Below are 19,734 nucleotides of genomic sequence, written 5' to 3' on the forward strand. Positions count from 1 at the left end.
GGCCTTGCCGGAGGCTAAGAACTTTAGGTATTTCCCATACTGCCTTTCCCACAACTTTAGCCATTTCCAACAGTGGCCTCCCCATAGATCCATCGTTTTGACCGGAAATCTTGGCTACGCACTACATCAGACGTTCCCTATGGGTTTTGTCGGAGGCTAAGAACTTTAGGTGTTTCCCATACTTGATCTCCCGTATGGTGCACAGAGTGGTGCTTGTGGGTGGAACGTAGCCGTCTTTAGCAAGAAGGCTTATTAAAGCATAATGGAAGGGATTCAATTGGGGGTGTTGTGCTGTCTGTCTGGGTTTACTAGAGCTCTTCAGCGTGAGCAACTCAAAAGCCCAAGAGCGTGTAGGGAGCCCAAACAAGTCTGATTTTGTTATAGTCAGGTCTTGTTCTTATGTTATTATTTTTCTAAATTTATTTATATAATGCTTTAATAATAAGGCGTAATTATGAAAGCGAACTCTGACCTAATTCATTATTCTAGAGCTGGTGATATTTTCCATTATAGATGGGCTGTAAAAAGGTGTTTGCATCTACTCGATTTTAACACTGATTTAGAGTACCTGACTATCGAGGGCTCTCAAGAGCATAGTCTTTCTGGTGAATGTGTTATTGATTTGGCAGAGTATCGTAAAAATTTAGAAGGCGAGCAGCAGGTTGAATACTTCCAGTTAAAACACTCAACAGTACAGGTTGATAACCCTTTTACTCTATCAAAGTTAAAAGAAACTATAGAAGGCTTTTCTAAACGATTTGTAGATCTGATTTCTTCCAAAAGAAAAATTTCAGTGGTAAAATTTACTGTAGTTACCAATAGAATTATTTCCTCCACTTTTAAGAATAATATAGTAAAAATATCCTCAGGTAATATTCCATCAGGGAACTTCATAAAAACACTTGAAAAATATACCAATCTAAAAGGACATGAGCTTATAAGGTTTTGTAAGTGTCTACAGTTCTGTGATTCTGAAGGAAATTATAACCAACAAAAATATGATATTCACAAAGAGCTCTATAGGTTATCTGTTTCGAGGAATGTCCTTGATAGAGAGAAATTATTAGTTGCAAAGATTTGGGGAAAAATTGAACCCGGGAAGGATAATGTTATAACTCGGGAAGATATGCTCGAAGCATTTGATGTAATAAGTTTTGATGACTTTTTTCCAGCACCACCATTATTTGAACCCGTTTCACACTATATTGCTAGAAATGAACAGACCAACATAGCCACATCAATAAAGAATGCCAAAACACACACAATAATAACTGCAAATGGAGGTGTCGGAAAATCAATTCTGAGTAGTAATATCTCTGTCGAGTTCAATGAGCCATCAATAGTAGTTGCATATGACTGCTTTGGTAATGGCAGCTATCGTAGAACAAGCGCCAAAAGACATGAAGTAAAATATGCCCTTTCTCAGATAATAAATATGCTAGCGAAAGATGGCTTATGTGACCAAATAATACCATCAAGAAATGAACCAGACGAATATTGGATTAAGGCCTTTCTTAATAGAATTAGAGATGCGTGCTCTGTACTATCATCTCAGGATGAAGAGGCTATTCTAGTATTAATTTTTGATGCAGCTGACAATGCGGAAATGGCGGCAGAAGAACAAGGTGGAACATGTTTTTCTAATCAACTTTTAAAAGAGGTTGTACCAGGGAATTGCCGGTTGGTATTTACCTGTAGACCTGAAAGACTAGATCTTCTTGACCCACCTTACTCTGTAAATATAATTAAACTATCTCCGTTTTCAAATGAGGAAACATTAGAGAACTTAAGAGTAAAGTATGCTTATGCAACTATAGAACAAGCTACAGAGTTTAATCGTTTGACCGGTGGAAACCCTCGGGTTCAGTCTAATGCTATGTCATTACAAATGACATCATTAGACCATCTGTTACTTTCCTTTAATTCGAGACTTTTAACGGTTGAAGATTTAATTGAGAGGCAGTTAGAAGAGTCAATTATTAGAATAAAGAATGACTTCCCCATTAATTATCGTGAGAGTATTGATAACATTTGTACTGGATTGGCAGTACTACCACCATTTGTACCTATAGCTGTTTTAGCAAAAGCTGCTAATGTGTCAGTGGATTCGGTAAAAAGCTTTATAGCAGATCTGGGCCATCCATTATGGCAAATTGATGACACAGTTCAATTTAGAGATGAACCAACCGAGAAGTGGTTCCAGGATAATTATATTGCTACGCCAGATAAAATATATAGTTTTGTAAATTTAATAAAACCTTTATCTAAAGAGTTTTCATATGTTTCAGAGTCACTTCCCTTATTGCTACTGAAATCTGAGCAGCTAGATGAATTGGTGGAGTTGGCATTATCTGATAGTTTCTTACCCTCAATCAGCGTCTTCGATAATAAGCAAATTAAGGTACAGAGACTGCAATATGCTTTCAAAGCCGCGTTGAAAAACAATAAAATATGTGAAGCTATTAAATTGGCTCTAATTGCTGGTGAGGAAATTGCGGGAAATGACCGCCAAATAGATATTTTAGCTAACAACATAGATCTTGCCTCTTTATTTTTATCTTCAGATAGGAAGCAAGAGTTGGCGCACAGGAAAGAAATGAGAGGTAACTGGGATGGATCTGAAACGATCTTCTCAGCTTCACTACTGTCCACCGTAGCCGGTTTTAGTGGTGAGGCCTATAGTTATTACAGGTCAGCCGTACACTGGCTTAATCGTTACTTTGAAAGACGTGATGAAGCAAAAGAACATGAAGACAGATTCAATGAGAAACTTGAAGATATTGAAATAGTAGAATTAGCATTCGTTAAGTATCGTGTTAGAGGGTGGAGAGAGTGTGTTGACTTTCTTCTGTCGTGGAATCCCTCATCATGCATATATAACATTACGTCTAAATTTATAGAACGACTGATTGATAATAAGGATTTTGAAAAAATATCAGAAATGGCAAACTACGGTAAAAACGATCCGAGTTTTATTCTAGCCATTACGTCAGAGCTAAATAAGGTAGGCAAGGCGCCTCCCAGAAACTGTTTAGTTCGTTGCTTGAATCAAATAATAAACCCTTGCTCCAGATTAGAAAAGCCATCTGATTACTTTCAACATTCTGGCGCAACAGTTGGCTCTTACTTGTCTTTTTTTGAAGCCTGTTTAATTCATCAATTGCCAAAATCCAACATTAGAAAAGGGATTGATTATTATTTTGATTTCCCAATGCTCTACCGTATTAGTGATGTACACCAATATGATCGCGCTAGGGAAAGTGTTTTACGTTATCTTTCTATTCGCGCTGTATTGGAAAATGACTTTGATTTATTTTTCGAAAATTATATACCCAAGAAATGGCTTGATGGAAAAGCTTCTCGTGAAAATAAGAAGGAGCTTGATAGAGCAAAAGAATTTGTAGAGAAATTGCTACCTTGGTACATGGTTAGAGCAAAAATATTATCAGGTACAACTTTGAACTTAAATGAAGAGCATACATTAGCTACTAAGTTATCTTCAAAAGTAGGACGTGCTCATTATTATGAACATGACCCCATTCCTTATGAGGTCAGCAAGATAAGATTTGAGAATATTTTATTTTGTAAAGACGGCTACATTGAGGAATTAAATGATTTCACTCAAGCCTATCATAATGATGAAGTGAAAGTATTACTTATAGATAACTTATATATTCTTCGAGCTTGCTGTAGAAGTGATAAGCTTTTTGAGCTTAGTGATTTTATAGAGAAAGAGTGTTGTTTTAGCTTGAAAAACTATGACTATGATGAATCACCAGAATCTCGTGCAGAGCAATTTATAAAATTATCTAGGGCTGTACTTAGTGTTTCTCTAAATGATGCTGCCTTTTATTTCGATGAAGCTCTCAATAAAGCATCAGACTTTGGCGATGAGGGAGTTGTTCGTTGGGAGGCATTGAGTGCTATTGCTAAGCGGAGCTCAATATCAGGATCTAGTAATCCTGAACTTGCACATCGCTATATGCGATGTGCAGAAATGATAGGTGATTCCGTTAATAAAGAAAAACATTGGAATCGTTATGATGCTATATCTACTTGTTTTCAATTATCACCAGAGTCGACATTCTCCATTCTTAGTAGATGGAAAGATAGAAGTGTTAGTTGGCATGAAAGGCACATTGTCGCGCTTGCAAATAGTACAATAAACTCTAATGTTACTTCGCCAGCATCATTATGGTCTTTATCATTCTTCTCTTGGGATCATGGACGTTATGATTTTTTACAAAAATGCCTTGAAAAAGAAACGTCTAAGATAAATCAACAAAAAATGTTGAACAGTTATGTTAAGGGGCTGAGAGCACAAGGATATCTTGGTGATAAATGGTGTCGCGTAAATGATTTAGCTTCACAATATAATTTAGAGTGTTTAAATAAAGAGATAAATAGGCTAATTGAACTGTCATCAAAAGCCAATCCACCTGGATCAGTATTAGTCGGTCACGGGAAAGAGGCTGGGTTTGAAAATGGACATTGGGAGGAACTATATGGGGGATTCGAATTATTAACCAATATAGGTTTTAGCTCTGCATTTGAATGCTATAAAAACCAGCCTTATCCGAAAAGACAGAGTATGTTTTGGATAGGGTGTTACAAAAAAGTAACGCCGAGGAATGCTAGCTCCTTTTTAGAAATAATAAGCCAGTGTGAAACACTTGATTTTCATGACCTACGTGAGGCATTCGAGCAGATACCTAGTGCATGGAGAGATAAGGTGTCTTTGGGACATAGCTGGAATAATATAATTTATTATATTGCCTCTAGATACCCTACAAGATTCACTACCATTTATGAAAGAGGATATTTTATCAATGCCTTTATATTGAATGAAAGCACTCACGAATATATAAAAAATGGTATTCTTAATGGTTTCTCGAGTTCGGTTGACATCGAGTCAGCATCAGCATTATTTGGTTTTGTTCATTATAGTTCTAACGAATTAGATGAAGGAGACGCTCTGATATTAATTGATTTCGGACTATCTAGGCTAGAAGTATATCTTGAAGACGACTATGCTGATGGGTGTTGGGATGAATGCATGAAAGTATCTGAAAGTATCCCTCACGCCTTAGTTAGCTATATTTATGCTAACCTAGGCTCTCCTAAATCAGAGGAGCGATGGAAAGCTGTACATGCAGTTTTAGAACTATATACATTAAATTGCCAGCAAGAAATAAAATTGCTGATTGATCTCTACAATTCAGGATTGCTTCCATCTTATGTCCCTAAGGGATATGTATTTTATGATCTACACGCGAAACTATATTTGCTCGTTGCTTTAACACGCTGCGCTTCTGAATGCCCTATACTACTAATAGATTACTATTATACTTTTTATGCTACCGCATGTAATAAAAAACAAGGTTTTTTGATTCGATTCTATGCAAAACAAATATGCCTTTATTTATATCGAGTCAAGATGGATTTATTTAGTGAGGATGACATTGATCAACTTCACAAAGCTTGTTTACCACAATATCACTCTATCGAGGAAAATAAATATCTTCACAGAATAGACTCTCCTTGGCATAAAAGTGGAGAGTTAGGTCTACTTCCTGAACTTCGGTTTAGTTATGATTTTGATAGATATTGGTTTGAGCCGTTAGGGCGCGTCTTCGGTATTTCTGAAGTGCAAGTTGAAGATCTTGCTAGGCATGTTTTATTCAATGATTGGAAGTTAAGTTTTGATTCCTCACATATACCTGATTCAAGATCTGCACTTTGGAAAAGTTATCGGCTTAGTTCAGATACGTTCTCTTCGCATGGATGTTATCCAAAAATTGATAGTTATGGGTTTTATGTTTCGTATCATCTTATGTTTGAGGTTGCATCAAGATTACTTGCTAGGATGCCTGTAGTTGAACATAAGGGGTGTGATATTAGTTGTTGGGATGAATGGTTGAAGAGGCATCTCATTCTAAATAAAAACCATATGTTGTTAGCTGAACTTAGAGACCCTATTCCTATTGTTAGGCCAAGCTGGTTTCAGGAGAAATATAGTGAAGGCTGGCCTTGGCAAATAGTAGAAACCGATTTTATTGATAGCTTGGTTTTGGTTGATGGTTTAACTACGTGGCTTAATGTAGAGGGGTGCTGGAATGAGTATCGTGATGGTAAGAATGAGCATGTGTCATTCTCAAGCGTGCTAGTGCCAAAGGGATTAGGTCAATCTCTCTTGCACACTTCACTCAGTGTTGAAGATTGCATTGGTGAGTGTGATTTATATAATTTCTGTGAGTTTGATGATCGTGATGAATCTAAGTTCTATTGTAAAGAATGGTTATTTTCTAGTGACAGAGACAATGATATAGAATCAAAGGATCCATACGCCGGAGAGATTTCCGATAGACCTTATAAACTGAGAGAGTGCATTACCAATATCATTGATGTATCTTACAGTGATGATGAAAAAAAATGCGTGCTGATTTCAGATAATAGCGTTTTCCTTGAGAACTTGTTTTGGAGTGAAAATAGAACTGGCGATAGAGACTCTTATATAAGCTCTGGTGCTTCAGTTAAAGCATCACTAGGTTTTTTGAAGACAGTATGTGACCTGCTGAATGTCGAAATTGCTCTTCAAGTGTATATTAAGCGAAGTTTCAAAGGAAGATATGAAGATGAAGAAAATGAAATCGGATATATCCCTGGATACAATAAAACCTTCATCCTTTCTGGAGATGGAAAAATTAGAGATGCAGGAAAAAGTTATCAACTTGGGTAGGGAAATTGTATCCAGTTTGAGGCATAGTGATCTTGATCATATAACAGTATGGATGATCAATTATTTGTCTGAGCAAATAATATCAGCAGAAAATGGAGATGAAAAATCGAAGGGGATTTGCTGTGATACCATCCTTAAACTTTGGAGTAATAGACGTGTATTCCCAAATGGCGCCAGGCCATTTGAGAACTTCGAGCATATATTTAAAGTGTTGGACTCACTTAGTCCTGAATCGAATAGCCCACGTTATTACATGGATGCTGAGGAAAATGGTGGCAATAAATTGCATGACTCCACGCATTTGGTAAAATTAGTCAAGGATCTGGATGCCGCAGCAAGAGTTTTAATAATGTTCTTACTCGAGCAGGCTGTTGAGCTAGAAAATAATGACGCTGCTATAAATTGGATTAAAAGCATGCAAGGGATTTCTTCCTCAGATGAGGTTGATTTTTTCGTGAGATTCTCTTGGGAGCTGTCATCGCAAGACAAGGATACGAGGATGCATAATTTAAGCTCACGGATCACACAGTTAGAGTCTTTTGAGAAAACAAGTAAACTTGTTCGAAAAGATCTTGAAAATCTACTAAGTAGATTGGATTGAAAATTTACTTGAGTCGTTATATTGATCATGTTCATTCAAACGAAGCGTATGGTGTGTCATTATTTTTTGGATGGCAATGATTGATCCCGATTCACTTGTGGCAATGGCTGACTGAGATACTCTTTGGTTAGTCCTCGAACATGCGCGTTGTATGCCCATACAACGAATTGTTCGAGGAGTTGCTGGTTCTCGGCTTCCAGTCGTTGGTTCTCTGCCTCCAACCGACCAATCTTACGTATAATATCGTCATCTAATTTACGGTCCTCTTGAGGTACCACTGCTTTGTTACTGCTATTATTCAGAGCCTCTTTTCTCTGGCTATATGCGGCTCGGATCCGCTCATGCTTGTGTAGCGTCTGTCTTGTATATCTTTGATGTAATCTGAGGGCAATGGTATCAAGCAGTGTGTCCCAGGTGAGCTTGTCATTCCAGCCATCTAATAACTTGACTATTTTATCAATTATATCGTCGGTAAGGTTTTTGCTTCTGTGAGTGACCTTTTTCTTGCTCTTGCTCTGGCTCATTAACTCATATTCCTCATCAGCGCTCGGGCATTAGCTTGCATGCGAGCCTGCTCGTCTTCTGCTGGATCTATACGTTTGACGGCTGGTTGTTGGGTATGCATTACCATCTGGGGTGCTGCCAACTGGATCACAGCACCATGTGGCACGGAAGGATCATCCATGATGGTACACAATTGGGATAGTCGATCGACGGTAGATAAATGGTGTTCCAGCCAGCGATTACCACCGGCATATTCTTGCTCTACTGCGGCTTTTGCTTTTGCCACTAGGCCTTTGGCTTCCTCTAATTGCTGGTGTAAGCGTGTAGTTTTCTCTGTATCGCCCTTGATGCACACCAAGTCTTGGCAATGAATACAATCCATGTGTATCTGACATGGGGAGGATGTGTAGTCATGCACACAGTAGCCAATCTCCGTTGTATGTGCAGTCGGGATCACCAATCTGGCAAACTCATCCCTGCGTATAAGTGCTTTTTGTGGAAGCTCAGCCAGAGGTCCAAACATGTCGTTTCCTCCTACAGCCTCGCGAATTTTTTCTAACATCTGTCCCGCAGAAAGATGATCGTATGCTTCATTCTGACGGATATCCACGCGCCCAGACCATTTGCTCAGGTCTAGCTGGCTAAGACCACCTGCTTGTCCAATGGTATTCAGGAGGTGTCTAAATTGATGGCTTGTCATGCTGATCGGGCTACCGTCGTCTTCGGTAAATTTTAGGCGGCTAAAGACCGAGTCATGACCATGTTCAACTCGACTGCCTAATCCCGTATTGATCTGGCCGATAGTGACGGATTCGATCATGCATTCAAATGTCCCACGCCGTGTGTCGAGCTGATTTTGTAATACGACAAACAGTGCCTCGCTGTACTTCAAACCTGTCACAGGATCGAGGCACGGAAATCCGGGAGGAAGTTGAGCAACCACTACAGTCTCTACATCCGAGAATCGTGCAAAACTGCCTTTCTTCCCATCGTATTGTATTTTTGGAATTGCGTTGTTATTACACCAGTTAGATGCACTTGAGCTGCCAAGCCCTAGGATCTTGCCGATTTCAGTCATCGATAGCCATTCTTGGCCTCGTAGATAAATGACCTCTGGAGCGAGGTAAATTTGACTTGGATTGAGCTCGTACCATTTGGCTATTCGTCGTGCCTCATCGGTGACAGATCTTATATTGATAAGGGCTTGTTCTACCGCTGACATCATGGATGGGATCAACCACTTAACCATCGGCTCTGCACCTTTGGCGGGCCACCAACGTAAGCCATATGCAGGGTCTTTTCCTTTCCGGTTTTCGCGTACTTCACACTCCGCAGGAAGCATCAGGACTTCGCTAATGCGATCCGGGGCAGAGAGCAGTATCGCTGCTACTGAAACGGGGATTACATCAGCGGGTTTTGTGGCTAAATGAAAAATCTTTGGTAATGCGTCAAGTGCTGCCAAGGAGGGCATTTTATCTGCGCGTCGTTCGTCGAATTCCTTGCCAACCCGCACGGCACTACTAGGGCGTTTGATGGAGTTGTGCCAGCTAGTACGGACTGTCGTGAGTCGATTCTCAGACATAAATGTATTTATGAGTTCGAGTTGTCCGCCTACTCTGTATGCTGCGCCATCACTGAATCCTTCAACGATAAGCTGTGCGGCACGATTGAGGATACGGGAGTCTACTTGTACTGGATTGGGTGCTGTACCGTTCTCCGACAACGCCGTCTCCAAAGCCCGTAATGCCGCGACCCTGTTATGAATAATTTTGGTCGGGCGCATGCCGTGCATATAGCGAATATAGGCTTTGGAAAATGACAGAAAAGGCTCCTGCATCATCACTTGATTTACTAGGTTTTTTTCACTGACGGTAGCCGTATTGGAAAAAGTAATGCGGACCCTTTTGCTGCCATGTCCATTGGTTTTTACAGCATCAGTCACATCCCATACGTCCTGCTGGAAAGGGAGATCTGACCCAAACACGGTAAGCTTGTCACGGCACATTTCAATAAAACCATGCAGGTTTGCTGTGGCATCTAATGCGGCTTTGGGGGAGAACAGGACGATCTCATGCATGGGTAGTTTCCTTGAGCCGGATCTCACAGAGTTGGATAACTTCTGCTACAGCAAGAATGGTGCGGTCATTGATAGAGGCAATCCGTAGATCGTTTTGGCCTGCTAGCCTATCTCGTTCATTGATTAAGTAGTCGAGTACCGCCTCATGAGGGCCATCCAACCATGGCTGGAAATTTACGCAGGTATAACATGCTATGGGGGCTAGGGAGCCACAGAATCCGTGTTTGCCACAGTTGCCCATAGGCTTCATCGAGGGATCAAATCTTGGGTCACAAATACGACTCAGTGGATCACCGAGACGACTGGCCTGGGAGTCGCCCTCAATAATAACCCCTGCAAATGCCTGTGCCATTGGTGCCATGTACATGGCGACGGCACGATCAATCCGTTCCACAATCTCGGGTCGAGCTTCTATGTAAACACCTGCATTCTGGGTATCGGTGTGATCAAGCAACTCAGCGATGATCAATTCCCCATGACCTTCCATGGCCGCCCTTGTGGCCATAGTACGGCGAAAGCGTGTTGCAGTGATGTGCAACGGCTCTCCGGTACGTTCTGAGCAGGCACTTAAAAAGCCAAGCGTTTTTTCGAGTAAATCTGAAATTGTTTGTGCTGTGCGGTGATGTTCAAATCCCTTCGGTTCGTTACTGAACCTGCGTTGTGCTGGGAATAATGGCGCATCTTCTGGGTCAGCGAGTTGCTTGCGGAAGGTGGTTCGAACATGACTGGCGTGACGTACCAGCAGCTCACCTATCTGAGGTATGAGGACGCGTTCCTTGAACTCTGTACGTGAGATTTGATGGCGTTGTTTTGCACGTGGGACGTGCAGGATGTACACGGCAGTCCCATCCTTGGCTCGTGTCACGCTTACATCACGTATCTTTAGCGCTGCATATTGTGTGGGACGTTGCCCGAGCAGCATGAACAGGTAGACCAGTAAATAAGGCTCTAGAGCGACACGACCTTTCTCGTAGGCTCTGTCGAGCTCAGCTTGTATAGACTGTATCTCTATGTCAGTGAAGGGGCCATTGTGTGGGTCATGTGTCAGTACTGCCTCCCCCTTGCGGTTGCCTTCTGTACGAAGCTGATTAAGCAGGGCTACCGCGTCGTCAGTGACCCCCGGATAACTGAGACTGTGCCATTTTTTCAGGAGCCCAGAGAGGCTGCCGAGATACCAAGCCGTTGAGCTGGTCAGTGTGCTTCTATAGTTGATGAGATCCACACTGGTGATTTTATCAAGCGGGGTGGTTTGGTTGGTGCACAAAGTCCTTATGTAGTGAGTCATACGCATAAACATATTGGTCAGGTGTGATGAGGACATGTTCTCCGCATACCAGAGCAAGGCCAGCTTTGCTGAAGTGACCAGTGATTCTGTTGCTGTCCAAGAGGCAAAATTCAGATTCACTGTCATCGTGGTATCACGGTATTCCCACCGGTTTGCTCTCGGGTCAAACTCAACCCCGGATAGCGTCCTTGCCAGTGCTGGTAACGTTGGAGTCGAAGCCCAATAGGGCGCGACTGTGACTTGTTTACTCTTCACCATCATATTTATCCACATTTACGAGCTGGTTTTGTAACTCCAGAGACACCTGCTTGGCCTTATTGCGAACATGGCGACGGGTGTAGTCCGCTGCCGTGCCTGACGTAGGAGACCAGCCCATGAGATAACTACGGCTATGCTGTTCGACTTCAGGCGTCACTCCCATATCATCCATCTTCTTGGAAAACATGTCGTTCCAGGTATGACGTAGGACATGTGCGCTCAATATTTTTGGTAAAGAAGGGCTCTTTGCCCGGAGCTCATGAAACAACTTCCCTACTGCTGCAAGCGTCATTGGCCGCCCTGTATGGCTGGCAACAAACAGGAAGCAGTGTTTCTTTGCCTGTGGCAACTGGCGACGGTGGTGCAGAATATAGGCTTGTGTTTGCGCTTTCAGCGCTGCGTTCATTTCAAGCACTCGTGCCCGCGTCTTGGTCTGTGGTTGGTATCGCCTAGGGTCATTGATGTCATCGGCACGACGGTGGATCGTAACCTCTCCGTTATGGGAATCGAGGTCTGTCGTTTGCACCCCCAGCGCCTCACCGATCCGAAGGCCGAGATACAAGAGCCAATTGATAAGCAGAGCATTGCGATAGCGAGTGTGTTCATCTTGCCAAGGGTTATCTGGAGAGCGTGGGTCAATCACACGCAGCAGTTCTGCCATGTCCTCTTCAGAGAGGCCCTCTCGTAGCTTCAGCGTGTTGCGTCCTGACTTGTTAGGTACACGAGCATTAATCGCATCAATCACACGTCTCGTGACATCAGCAAATCGAGCTGCTACAGCAGGTTCCCACCCTTGCCTACTCAGGCGTTCATTGATGAGCCACTGAAGATACATCCGAATATAACGCAGCCGACTGGCTGCAACATTCGGGTCCACTTGGGGAGGCAGGTGCTTCGGCATCTGAACTCTCATTCGTGCCTGCTCTAAAGACATCACCTTTTCAGATGTGTTCTCGCTAGCATCAGGCTCTAAGACCAAAGCTGTCAGGGGCAATCGGCAGAATCGAGAAAGGTCTTCCACCTCACTTAGTGTCAGCAATTCCCCATTGGCAAATCGTGTATCAACGTCAATGTGGCGTGAATCTAAGAACAAGTGAAAGGTCATCACACTGCGCAGTACGATGCCGATGGTGTTGGAAGATAGGTTCTGTCCTCTGACTTCCGTTAACGCAAATATGGTGGGATTAAACATTGGCTGACCTTCTCTATCCAAAAGGACAGGAAGGCGTTCACCTGAGGTGAGCATGAGAGTCTTAACACGGTAGCCAGTGGACACTTTGTTTACACTTTTATAAGGTATACGATAGCCCTATCTTAGGCTCTAATTTTGAAAAGTGTAAACAACAAAAAATCCCAGTAAACACAAGGCTTACTGGGATATTATTTACATAATAACTAGAGGTATATCCTAGAACGGGATGTCGTCGTCGAAATCCATCGGCGGCTCGTTATATACCGGCGGTGCAGACTGGGGCTGTTGGGCCGGACGGCTGTATCCACCTTGCTGCGGCTGCATGTTCTGCTGCGGCGCGGCGGCAGGACGGGCCTGGTTCATTGGCTGCTGGGCGGGCATGCCTTGTTGTGGCTGACCCCAGTTGCCTTGGGGTTGGCCACCCATGTTCTGACCGGCGCCACCTTGCGGACGGCCACCCAGCATCTGCATCACGCCGCTGAAGCTGTCTACCAGCACCTCGGTGGTGTAGCGCTCCTGGCCGCTCTGATCCTGCCACTTGCGGGTCTGCAGTTTCCCTTCGACATAGACCTGGGAGCCCTTCTTCAGGTACTCGCCTGCCACTTCGGCCAGCTTGCCCATGAACACCACGCGGTGCCACTCGGTACGCTCTTTCTGTTCGCCGGTCTGCTTGTCGCGCCAGGTTTCAGAGGTGGCCAGGGTGATGTTGGTCACGGCACCGCCACTCGGCATGTAGCGCACTTCCGGGTCTTGTCCCAGGTTACCGATCAGAATGACTTTATTGATGCCTCGACTGGCCATAATCTCTCTTCCACCCTTTATATACCGGCCAGGCCATATGCCCGGACCAATTCAACATATCGTTTGTTTTCTGTCAGATAGGCAACATCGCTAGACGATACTGTCACTCAAGTGATGATTGCACCCGGTTCAGTCGGCCTGCTGGCCAAAGCCCCGCTTTCAGATTTTGCCCGCAATAGTAACAGTTGGCGCGAACGAGCGCACATCTTCCTGTCCGTTCAGCCTTCAGCCAAGGCATAGGCCGAAGGATTAACTTACACGAGGCCGACCTTGACCAGCAAGCGGGCAGGGACAGCAGGGTGTCCATGCCCATGGTGCGATCGCCGCAGGAATGCGGGTTTGCTTTGATGCGACACCCTGTGTCAGGTGTTGAGCCAGCATTTCACCCAAATGGGGGGAGGTAGCTAGTCCTTTGTATTGCTTAGGAAATTGGTGAGTTTCAAAGGAGGCACACTTGTGTCTAATACTTTTTTAATACTGCACCGTTCGAGGGGCTTGGTACTCTCTGCTGCCAAAAAAACCATGGCCTGAATGTTCAAGGACGTGATCTTCATGACCACCCTATATCCCATCGTACTGGTGACCGAAAATAATGTGCAGGCGGTCAGTTTTCAGAGCTATCTGACCGAGCAGCTGGCACTTCCCATCCTGCTGGTGAGCATACTGGAAACCCTGCCCCTACAGGACGAACTCGAGCCGCGACCCTTGTTTCTGGTCGATCTGGATTATCTCAAGTCGAGCCAGCAGTCGGGTTGGCCACGGGAGATCGCCAGCCGCTTTGGTGAGGCCAATACGGTGTTGCTTAACGCTCCGACCAGCACGGATCGGGAGTTGCTGCTGATGTGGCCCCATACCAGCGGGCTTTTTTTCCGTCAGGATCCGCTGGATCGGCTGGTGCTCGGCATTCGCAAGGTGTTGCAGGGGGAGTACTGGATCCCTCGCCACTTGCTGTGTGATCTGGTCAATTACTACCGCAAGGGGGGGGAGCATCATGTGCGCAACCAGACGCTGCTGACCGTGCGTGAGCAGGAGATCATCCGTTATCTGATGACGGGAGCCTCCAATACCGAGATTGCCGACAGCCTGTTTGTGAGCGAGCACACCATCAAGTCCCACCTCTATAACGTGTTCAAGAAGTTGAACGTAAAGAACCGGTTGCAGGCAGTGAGCTGGGCCAAGGAGTATCTCTGAAAGCGATGGGGATGATGGATAAAACCTGTCTATTCATCCAGTAGTCTCTATGCCATACTGATTCGCTCTGGTTTGTGTATCGAGCGTGCAAAAGATGGAAAAAATCGTGATTCGGGGTGCCCGCACCCACAATCTCAAGAACATCAATCTGACCCTGCCCCGCGACAAGCTGATCGTGGTCACTGGTCTATCCGGCTCCGGCAAGTCTTCCCTGGCGTTCGATACCCTCTATGCCGAGGGGCAGCGCCGCTACGTGGAGTCGCTCTCCGCTTATGCTCGCCAGTTCCTCTCCCTGATGGAAAAACCGGATGTGGATCATATCGAGGGACTTTCCCCTGCCATCTCCATCGAACAGAAGTCCACCTCCCACAACCCGCGTTCGACCGTCGGCACCATTACCGAAATCTATGACTATCTGCGCCTGCTGTTTGCGCGGGTAGGTGAACCTCGCTGCCCGACTCATGCCATTCCGCTCGCCGCCCAGACCATCAGTCAGATGGTGGATCAGGTGCTGGCCCAGCCTGAGGGCAGCAAGCTGATGCTGCTGGCCCCCGTGGTGCGGGATCGCAAAGGGGAGCACAGCAAGCTGCTGGAAAACCTGGCAGCGCAGGGTTATATCCGTGCCCGTATCGATGGCGAGGTGTGCGACCTCTCCGATCCCCCCACCCTGGAGCTGCACAAGAAGCACACCATCGAGGTGGTGGTGGACAGGTTCAAGGTGCGCGATGACCTGGCGCTACGCCTGGCCGAATCGTTCGAGACTGCGCTGACCCTCTCCGGCGGCATCGTATTGGTGGTGCCCATGGACGGGGAGGAGGGGGTTGCCCCCATGACCTTCTCCGCCAACTTCGCCTGCCCGGAGTGTGGCTACTCCATGTCGGAGCTGGAGCCGCGCATCTTCTCCTTCAACAACCCGGCCGGTGCCTGCCCCACCTGTGATGGTCTGGGCGTACAGCAGTATTTCGATCCGGCCAAGGTGATTGGCGATCCGGCCATCAGTCTGGCCAACGGTGCTATCCGTGGTTGGGACAAGCGCAGCTTCTATTACTTCCAGATGCTCAAGTCTCTCTCCGAGCACTACAAGTTCGATCTGGAGGCGGCGTGGGAGGATCTGCCCCTCAAGACCCAGGAGGTGATCCTGCGCGGCTCGGGGCGTACCGAGGTCGAGTTCCGCTATATGAACGATCGTGGCGACGTGGTCGTGCGCAAGCACCCGTTCGAGGGGATCTTGCACAATATGGAGCGACGCTACCGCGAAACCGAATCCAACTCGGTGCGCGAAGAGCTCTCTAAATACATCGCCAACAAATCCTGCGCCAGCTGCGGTGGCAGCCGGTTACGGGAAGAGGCGCGCCATGTGTTTGTGGACAACCGCAACCTGCCCGCCATCGCGGAACAGTCCATTGGCGATGCGCTCGCCTTCTTCGAGGGGCTGGGCCTGACCGGCCAGCGTGGGCAGATTGCCGAGAAGATCTTGAAAGAGATCATCGAGCGGCTCGGCTTCCTGGTGAACGTGGGCCTCAACTATCTGAGCCTGTCGCGCAGTGCCGAGACCCTCTCCGGCGGTGAAGCTCAGCGCATTCGGCTTGCGAGCCAGATCGGCGCCGGTCTGGTTGGGGTGATGTACGTACTTGATGAGCCCTCCATCGGCCTGCACCAGCGCGACAACGAGCGGCTACTCAAGACCCTCACTCACCTGCGCGATCTGGGCAATACGGTCATAGTGGTGGAGCATGACGAGGATGCCATCCGCCTCGCCGACCATGTGCTCGACATCGGCCCGGGGGCTGGCGTGCACGGTGGCGAGATTGTTGCGCAGGGCACCCCCCAGCAGATCATCGACAATCCAGCTTCCCTGACCGGTGACTATCTCTCTGGCCGCAAGCAGATCGCCATTCCTGCCGAGCGTACCCCGCTCACCGGCAAGTGGTTAAAACTCAAGGGGGCGAGCGGCAACAACCTGCGCAACGTTAATCTGGATCTGCCCATAGGGGTGATGACCTGCGTCACCGGTGTCTCTGGCTCCGGCAAGTCGACCCTGATCAACGATACCCTGTTCCGCATCGCTCACCGGGAGCTCAACAAGGCGACCGAGTCCACGCCGGCTCCCTATCGCAGCATCGAGGGGTTGGAGCATCTGGACAAGGTGGTGGATATCGATCAGAGCCCCATCGGCCGCACCCCGCGCTCCAACCCGGCCACCTATACCGGCCTGTTCACCCCGATCCGCGAGCTGCTCTCCGGCACCCAGGAGGCGCGTTCGCGCGGCTACCAGCCGGGCCGTTTCTCCTTCAACGTCAAAGGGGGCCGCTGCGAGGCGTGTCAGGGGGATGGGGTCATCAAGGTGGAGATGCACTTCCTGCCGGATGTCTATGTGCCGTGCGATGTCTGCAAGGGCAAGCGCTACAACCGCGAGACCCTGGAGGTGAAGTACAAGGGCAAGAACATCCACGAGATCCTCGATATGACGGTGGAAGATGCCCGGGCTTTCTTCGACCCGGTGCCGGCGGTGGCGCGCAAGCTGCAAACCTTGATGGATGTGGGCCTCTCCTACATCCGCCTCGGCCAGTCGGCCACCACGCTGTCCGGAGGGGAGGCGCAGCGGGTCAAGCTGGCGCGCGAGCTCTCCAAGCGCGACACGGGTCAGACCCTCTATATCCTGGATGAGCCGACCACAGGTCTGCACTTCCACGACATACAGCAACTGCTCAAGGTACTGCACCAGCTGCGGGATCGGGGCAATACCATCGTCATCATCGAGCACAACCTGGATGTCATCAAAACCGCTGACTGGATCGTCGATCTGGGGCCCGAGGGCGGTGCCGGTGGCGGCCGTATTCTGGTGACAGGTACGCCAGAGCAGATCAGCCGCTGTGAGGATTCTCATACCGCGCGCTTCTTGGCCCCGCTGTTGGTAAGATCATCGCGGCTGTAATGAGACAAGGGGCCCTGTGCCCCTTGTTTTATATCGACGTGATTCAGTTGCCGCCCTAGGAGACGGATACTCCATACTTGGTACAAGACAGTTTCCGCTCCCTGGTTTGCCGTCCAAAGGATATTGGCGCTCATGGCTCAACCTTCCCGCTCCATCGATCATTTGCTGGCCTACTCCATGTTTCCCATCTGGGCCGGAGCCATCCTGATGTTGCTCATCGTGATCGCCCTGGCTCAGGTGCCAGCGGCACAGCGGATCGAGGAGCGGCGGATGAAGGATCACCTGCAGCGGGTGATCAAGGCGGTACAGGGTGATATCAACGCCATCAATGCCTTCACCCGGGATTGGGGTATCTGGGATGAGAGCTATCATTTTCTGGCTCATCCCAATCAGGCTTATATTCGTTCCAATTTGCTGGTCGATACCCCGATGCGGGATTTCGAACTCAGCGTATTGAGCTATATGGATTTGCAGGGAGTCGAGATCTGGACTCGTACCCTGCTGCCCGAGGCGCCAGACACGGACACGACCCTGCTCCCATTTTTCCTGGACGACCTCAAGCTGCAGTTGCTGCGTGAATCCCGTCAGGAGGGGATGCGCAGTCTGAGCGGGGTGAGGCGATCCCAGTGGGGACCCCTCATTTACTCGTTCCAGCCGGTCACCAACGCTCTGGAAAACGCCACACCCAATGGCTATCTGCTGGTGACTCGCTGGCTGGATGCTCGCTATCTGCATGAGCTGGCTGAGCGCACCGCCCTCTCTTTGACCCTCTCCCAGCCCAAGCCTTCCGATAACTTCCTCTCCTTCAAGCCACTCAAACCACAGATGAGCTATCGCCTGGTGGATCAGGGGCTGCAGCGGGTCAGGGGGGAGGGGTTGCTGCTCGACAGCAATGGCGACCCCGTGTTGATCCTGATAGTGGAAGACGATCGTGATGTGTTGCAGGGCGCGATGGAGGGCGCTATCTGGACCTTCGTCGGCATGCTGCTGATCAGCCTGGCCTGCATCTTGATGGCGCTGGCGCGGCTGCGGACCATAGTGCTGGGGCCGGTCAGCGAGCTGGTGAAAGCGCTGCAGAAATTTGGCGAAAAACAGGACATCAGCGTGCTGCCGATCATCGACAGCAGCCAGGAGATGGCACTGCTCAGCCGCAAGTTCCGGGAGATGGCGGCCAAGATCAGCCTGCACCACAGTGCCTTGCAGGCGCACTCTTCCAAGATGGAGACTGCTGCCTACACGGATCCGCTGACCCATGCCTTCAACCGGCGCTACCTCGATGAGTGGCTGCTGAGCCAGGATAACGTCACCGCCGCCAGGATGCTGGTGATCCTGGATCTGGATCACTTCAAACAGGTGAACGATCGTTTCGGGCACGATATCGGCGATCTGGTGTTGTGCCAGCTCGCTGAACTGCTGCACGGCGCTCTCGGTGAGGAGGAACCACTGATCCGGCTGGGTGGCGAGGAGTTCCTGCTGCTGCTCATGTGCGAGGAGGCGACACAGGTTGCGAGTCGGGTCGAGCGCTTGCGCCGCAAGATTGCCGAGTACAGGTTCGGGCGTGAGGAGGTGCCGCTCAAGATGACGGCGTCGCTGGGATATTGCAGGTATCCTCTGCACCGGGAACTGGAAGATTCGTTCTGGAATCTCAGCTTCAAACTGGCAGATATGGCGTTATACAGAGCCAAGCAGGAGGGACGGGATCGCTGGCGAGGCTACAGTGGGGAGCTGGCCCGGGAGCAATGGGTACTAAGCCCGGAGCAGATAGCGGCGGGAGGGTGGCTGTTGTGCCAGACGTCCCACGTCGGCCAGCGGGTTTAATGGGTCAGCATTAATAGCGCCATGCCGAGAATGAATCCCAATAAAATAAACAGAGAGGATCTTCTGCCCTAAATGGCCGCCAGAATGGGAGCCTGTAAATCCAATTGTGTAACCGCCCACGAATAAGTAACTTTTTCAAAAGGATACCTTCGTGGGTAAGCAAATGGACCAAGACAAACTCAAAGCACTCGCCGCTGAGCTGGCAAAAGACATCAAGTCTGAAAAAGATCTCGGCACCCTCACCCAACAGCTGATCAAGCTCACCGTCGAGACCGCGCTTAATGCCGAGATGGACGAGCATCTGGGCTACCAAAAACACGCCCCACAAGGCCG

General features: G+C 47.9%; 10 protein-coding genes and 1 pseudogene. 6 read left to right on the forward strand and 5 right to left on the reverse strand.

Going from position 1 to position 19,734, the window contains the following annotated elements; all coding sequences use genetic code 11:
• The first annotated feature begins 454 nt into the window (after positions 1 to 454).
• Together BN1129_RS22950 and BN1129_RS21340 are read left to right on the forward strand one after the other, a co-directional pair.
• On the forward strand, positions 455 to 6,739 hold the full coding sequence (locus BN1129_RS22950) for a hypothetical protein (protein ID WP_084204731.1): 6,285 nt from the start codon (positions 455 to 457) through the stop codon (positions 6,737 to 6,739).
• Positions 6,636 to 7,340, forward strand: coding sequence for a hypothetical protein (locus tag BN1129_RS21340; RefSeq protein ID WP_209418543.1), 705 nt, complete (start codon positions 6,636 to 6,638; stop codon positions 7,338 to 7,340). The genes BN1129_RS22950 and BN1129_RS21340 overlap by 104 nt, the downstream gene beginning before the upstream one ends.
• Positions 7,341 to 7,399: 59 nt before the next feature.
• Here BN1129_RS21340 and BN1129_RS21345 read toward each other — a convergent pair whose 3' ends face one another.
• The 5 genes from BN1129_RS21345 to BN1129_RS21365 form a co-directional block, all read right to left on the reverse strand.
• On the reverse strand, positions 7,400 to 7,864 hold the full coding sequence (locus BN1129_RS21345) for a hypothetical protein (RefSeq protein WP_042039300.1): 465 nt from the start codon (positions 7,862 to 7,864) through the stop codon (positions 7,400 to 7,402).
• Positions 7,864 to 9,921, reverse strand: a complete 2,058-nt coding sequence (locus BN1129_RS21350) for an integrase (RefSeq protein ID WP_084204729.1) — start codon at positions 9,919 to 9,921, stop codon at positions 7,864 to 7,866. Before BN1129_RS21350 ends, BN1129_RS21345 begins: the two co-directional genes overlap by 1 nt.
• Positions 9,914 to 11,479 carry a site-specific integrase gene (locus tag BN1129_RS21355; RefSeq protein ID WP_339366209.1) on the reverse strand — a complete coding sequence of 522 codons (1,566 nt, stop codon included), beginning with the start codon at positions 11,477 to 11,479 and terminating at the stop codon, positions 9,914 to 9,916. The genes BN1129_RS21350 and BN1129_RS21355 overlap by 8 nt, the downstream gene beginning before the upstream one ends.
• Positions 11,451 to 12,656, reverse strand: coding sequence for a tyrosine-type recombinase/integrase (locus BN1129_RS21360; protein ID WP_052449389.1), 1,206 nt, complete (start codon positions 12,654 to 12,656; stop codon positions 11,451 to 11,453). The genes BN1129_RS21355 and BN1129_RS21360 overlap by 29 nt, the downstream gene beginning before the upstream one ends.
• Positions 12,657 to 12,872: 216 nt before the next feature.
• Complete coding sequence (locus BN1129_RS21365; protein WP_042039302.1) at positions 12,873 to 13,457, reverse strand: single-stranded DNA-binding protein; 585 nt, start codon at positions 13,455 to 13,457, stop codon at positions 12,873 to 12,875.
• Positions 13,458 to 13,988: 531 nt separating this feature from the next.
• Between BN1129_RS21365 and BN1129_RS21370 the strand changes: the two genes are divergently transcribed.
• The 4 genes and pseudogenes from BN1129_RS21370 to BN1129_RS21385 all read left to right on the forward strand — a co-directional run.
• Positions 13,989 to 14,648, forward strand: coding sequence for a LuxR C-terminal-related transcriptional regulator (locus BN1129_RS21370; protein WP_042039303.1), 660 nt, complete (start codon positions 13,989 to 13,991; stop codon positions 14,646 to 14,648).
• A 94-nt stretch (positions 14,649 to 14,742) separates the two neighbouring features.
• The gene (gene uvrA, locus BN1129_RS21375) at positions 14,743 to 17,583 is read left to right on the forward strand and encodes an excinuclease ABC subunit UvrA (RefSeq protein ID WP_042039304.1); all 2,841 of its coding nucleotides are present in this window, start codon (positions 14,743 to 14,745) and stop codon (positions 17,581 to 17,583) included.
• Between the two features lie 132 nt (positions 17,584 to 17,715).
• Complete coding sequence (locus tag BN1129_RS21380; RefSeq protein ID WP_042039305.1) at positions 17,716 to 19,401, forward strand: sensor domain-containing diguanylate cyclase; 1,686 nt, start codon at positions 17,716 to 17,718, stop codon at positions 19,399 to 19,401.
• Positions 19,402 to 19,552: 151 nt separating this feature from the next.
• Positions 19,553 to 19,734, forward strand: a pseudogene (locus BN1129_RS21385) (hypothetical protein); the annotation flags it as partial.

The sequence above is a fragment of the Aeromonas popoffii genome (genome assembly GCF_000820025.1).
Lineage (GTDB): Bacteria > Pseudomonadota > Gammaproteobacteria > Enterobacterales > Aeromonadaceae > Aeromonas > Aeromonas popoffii.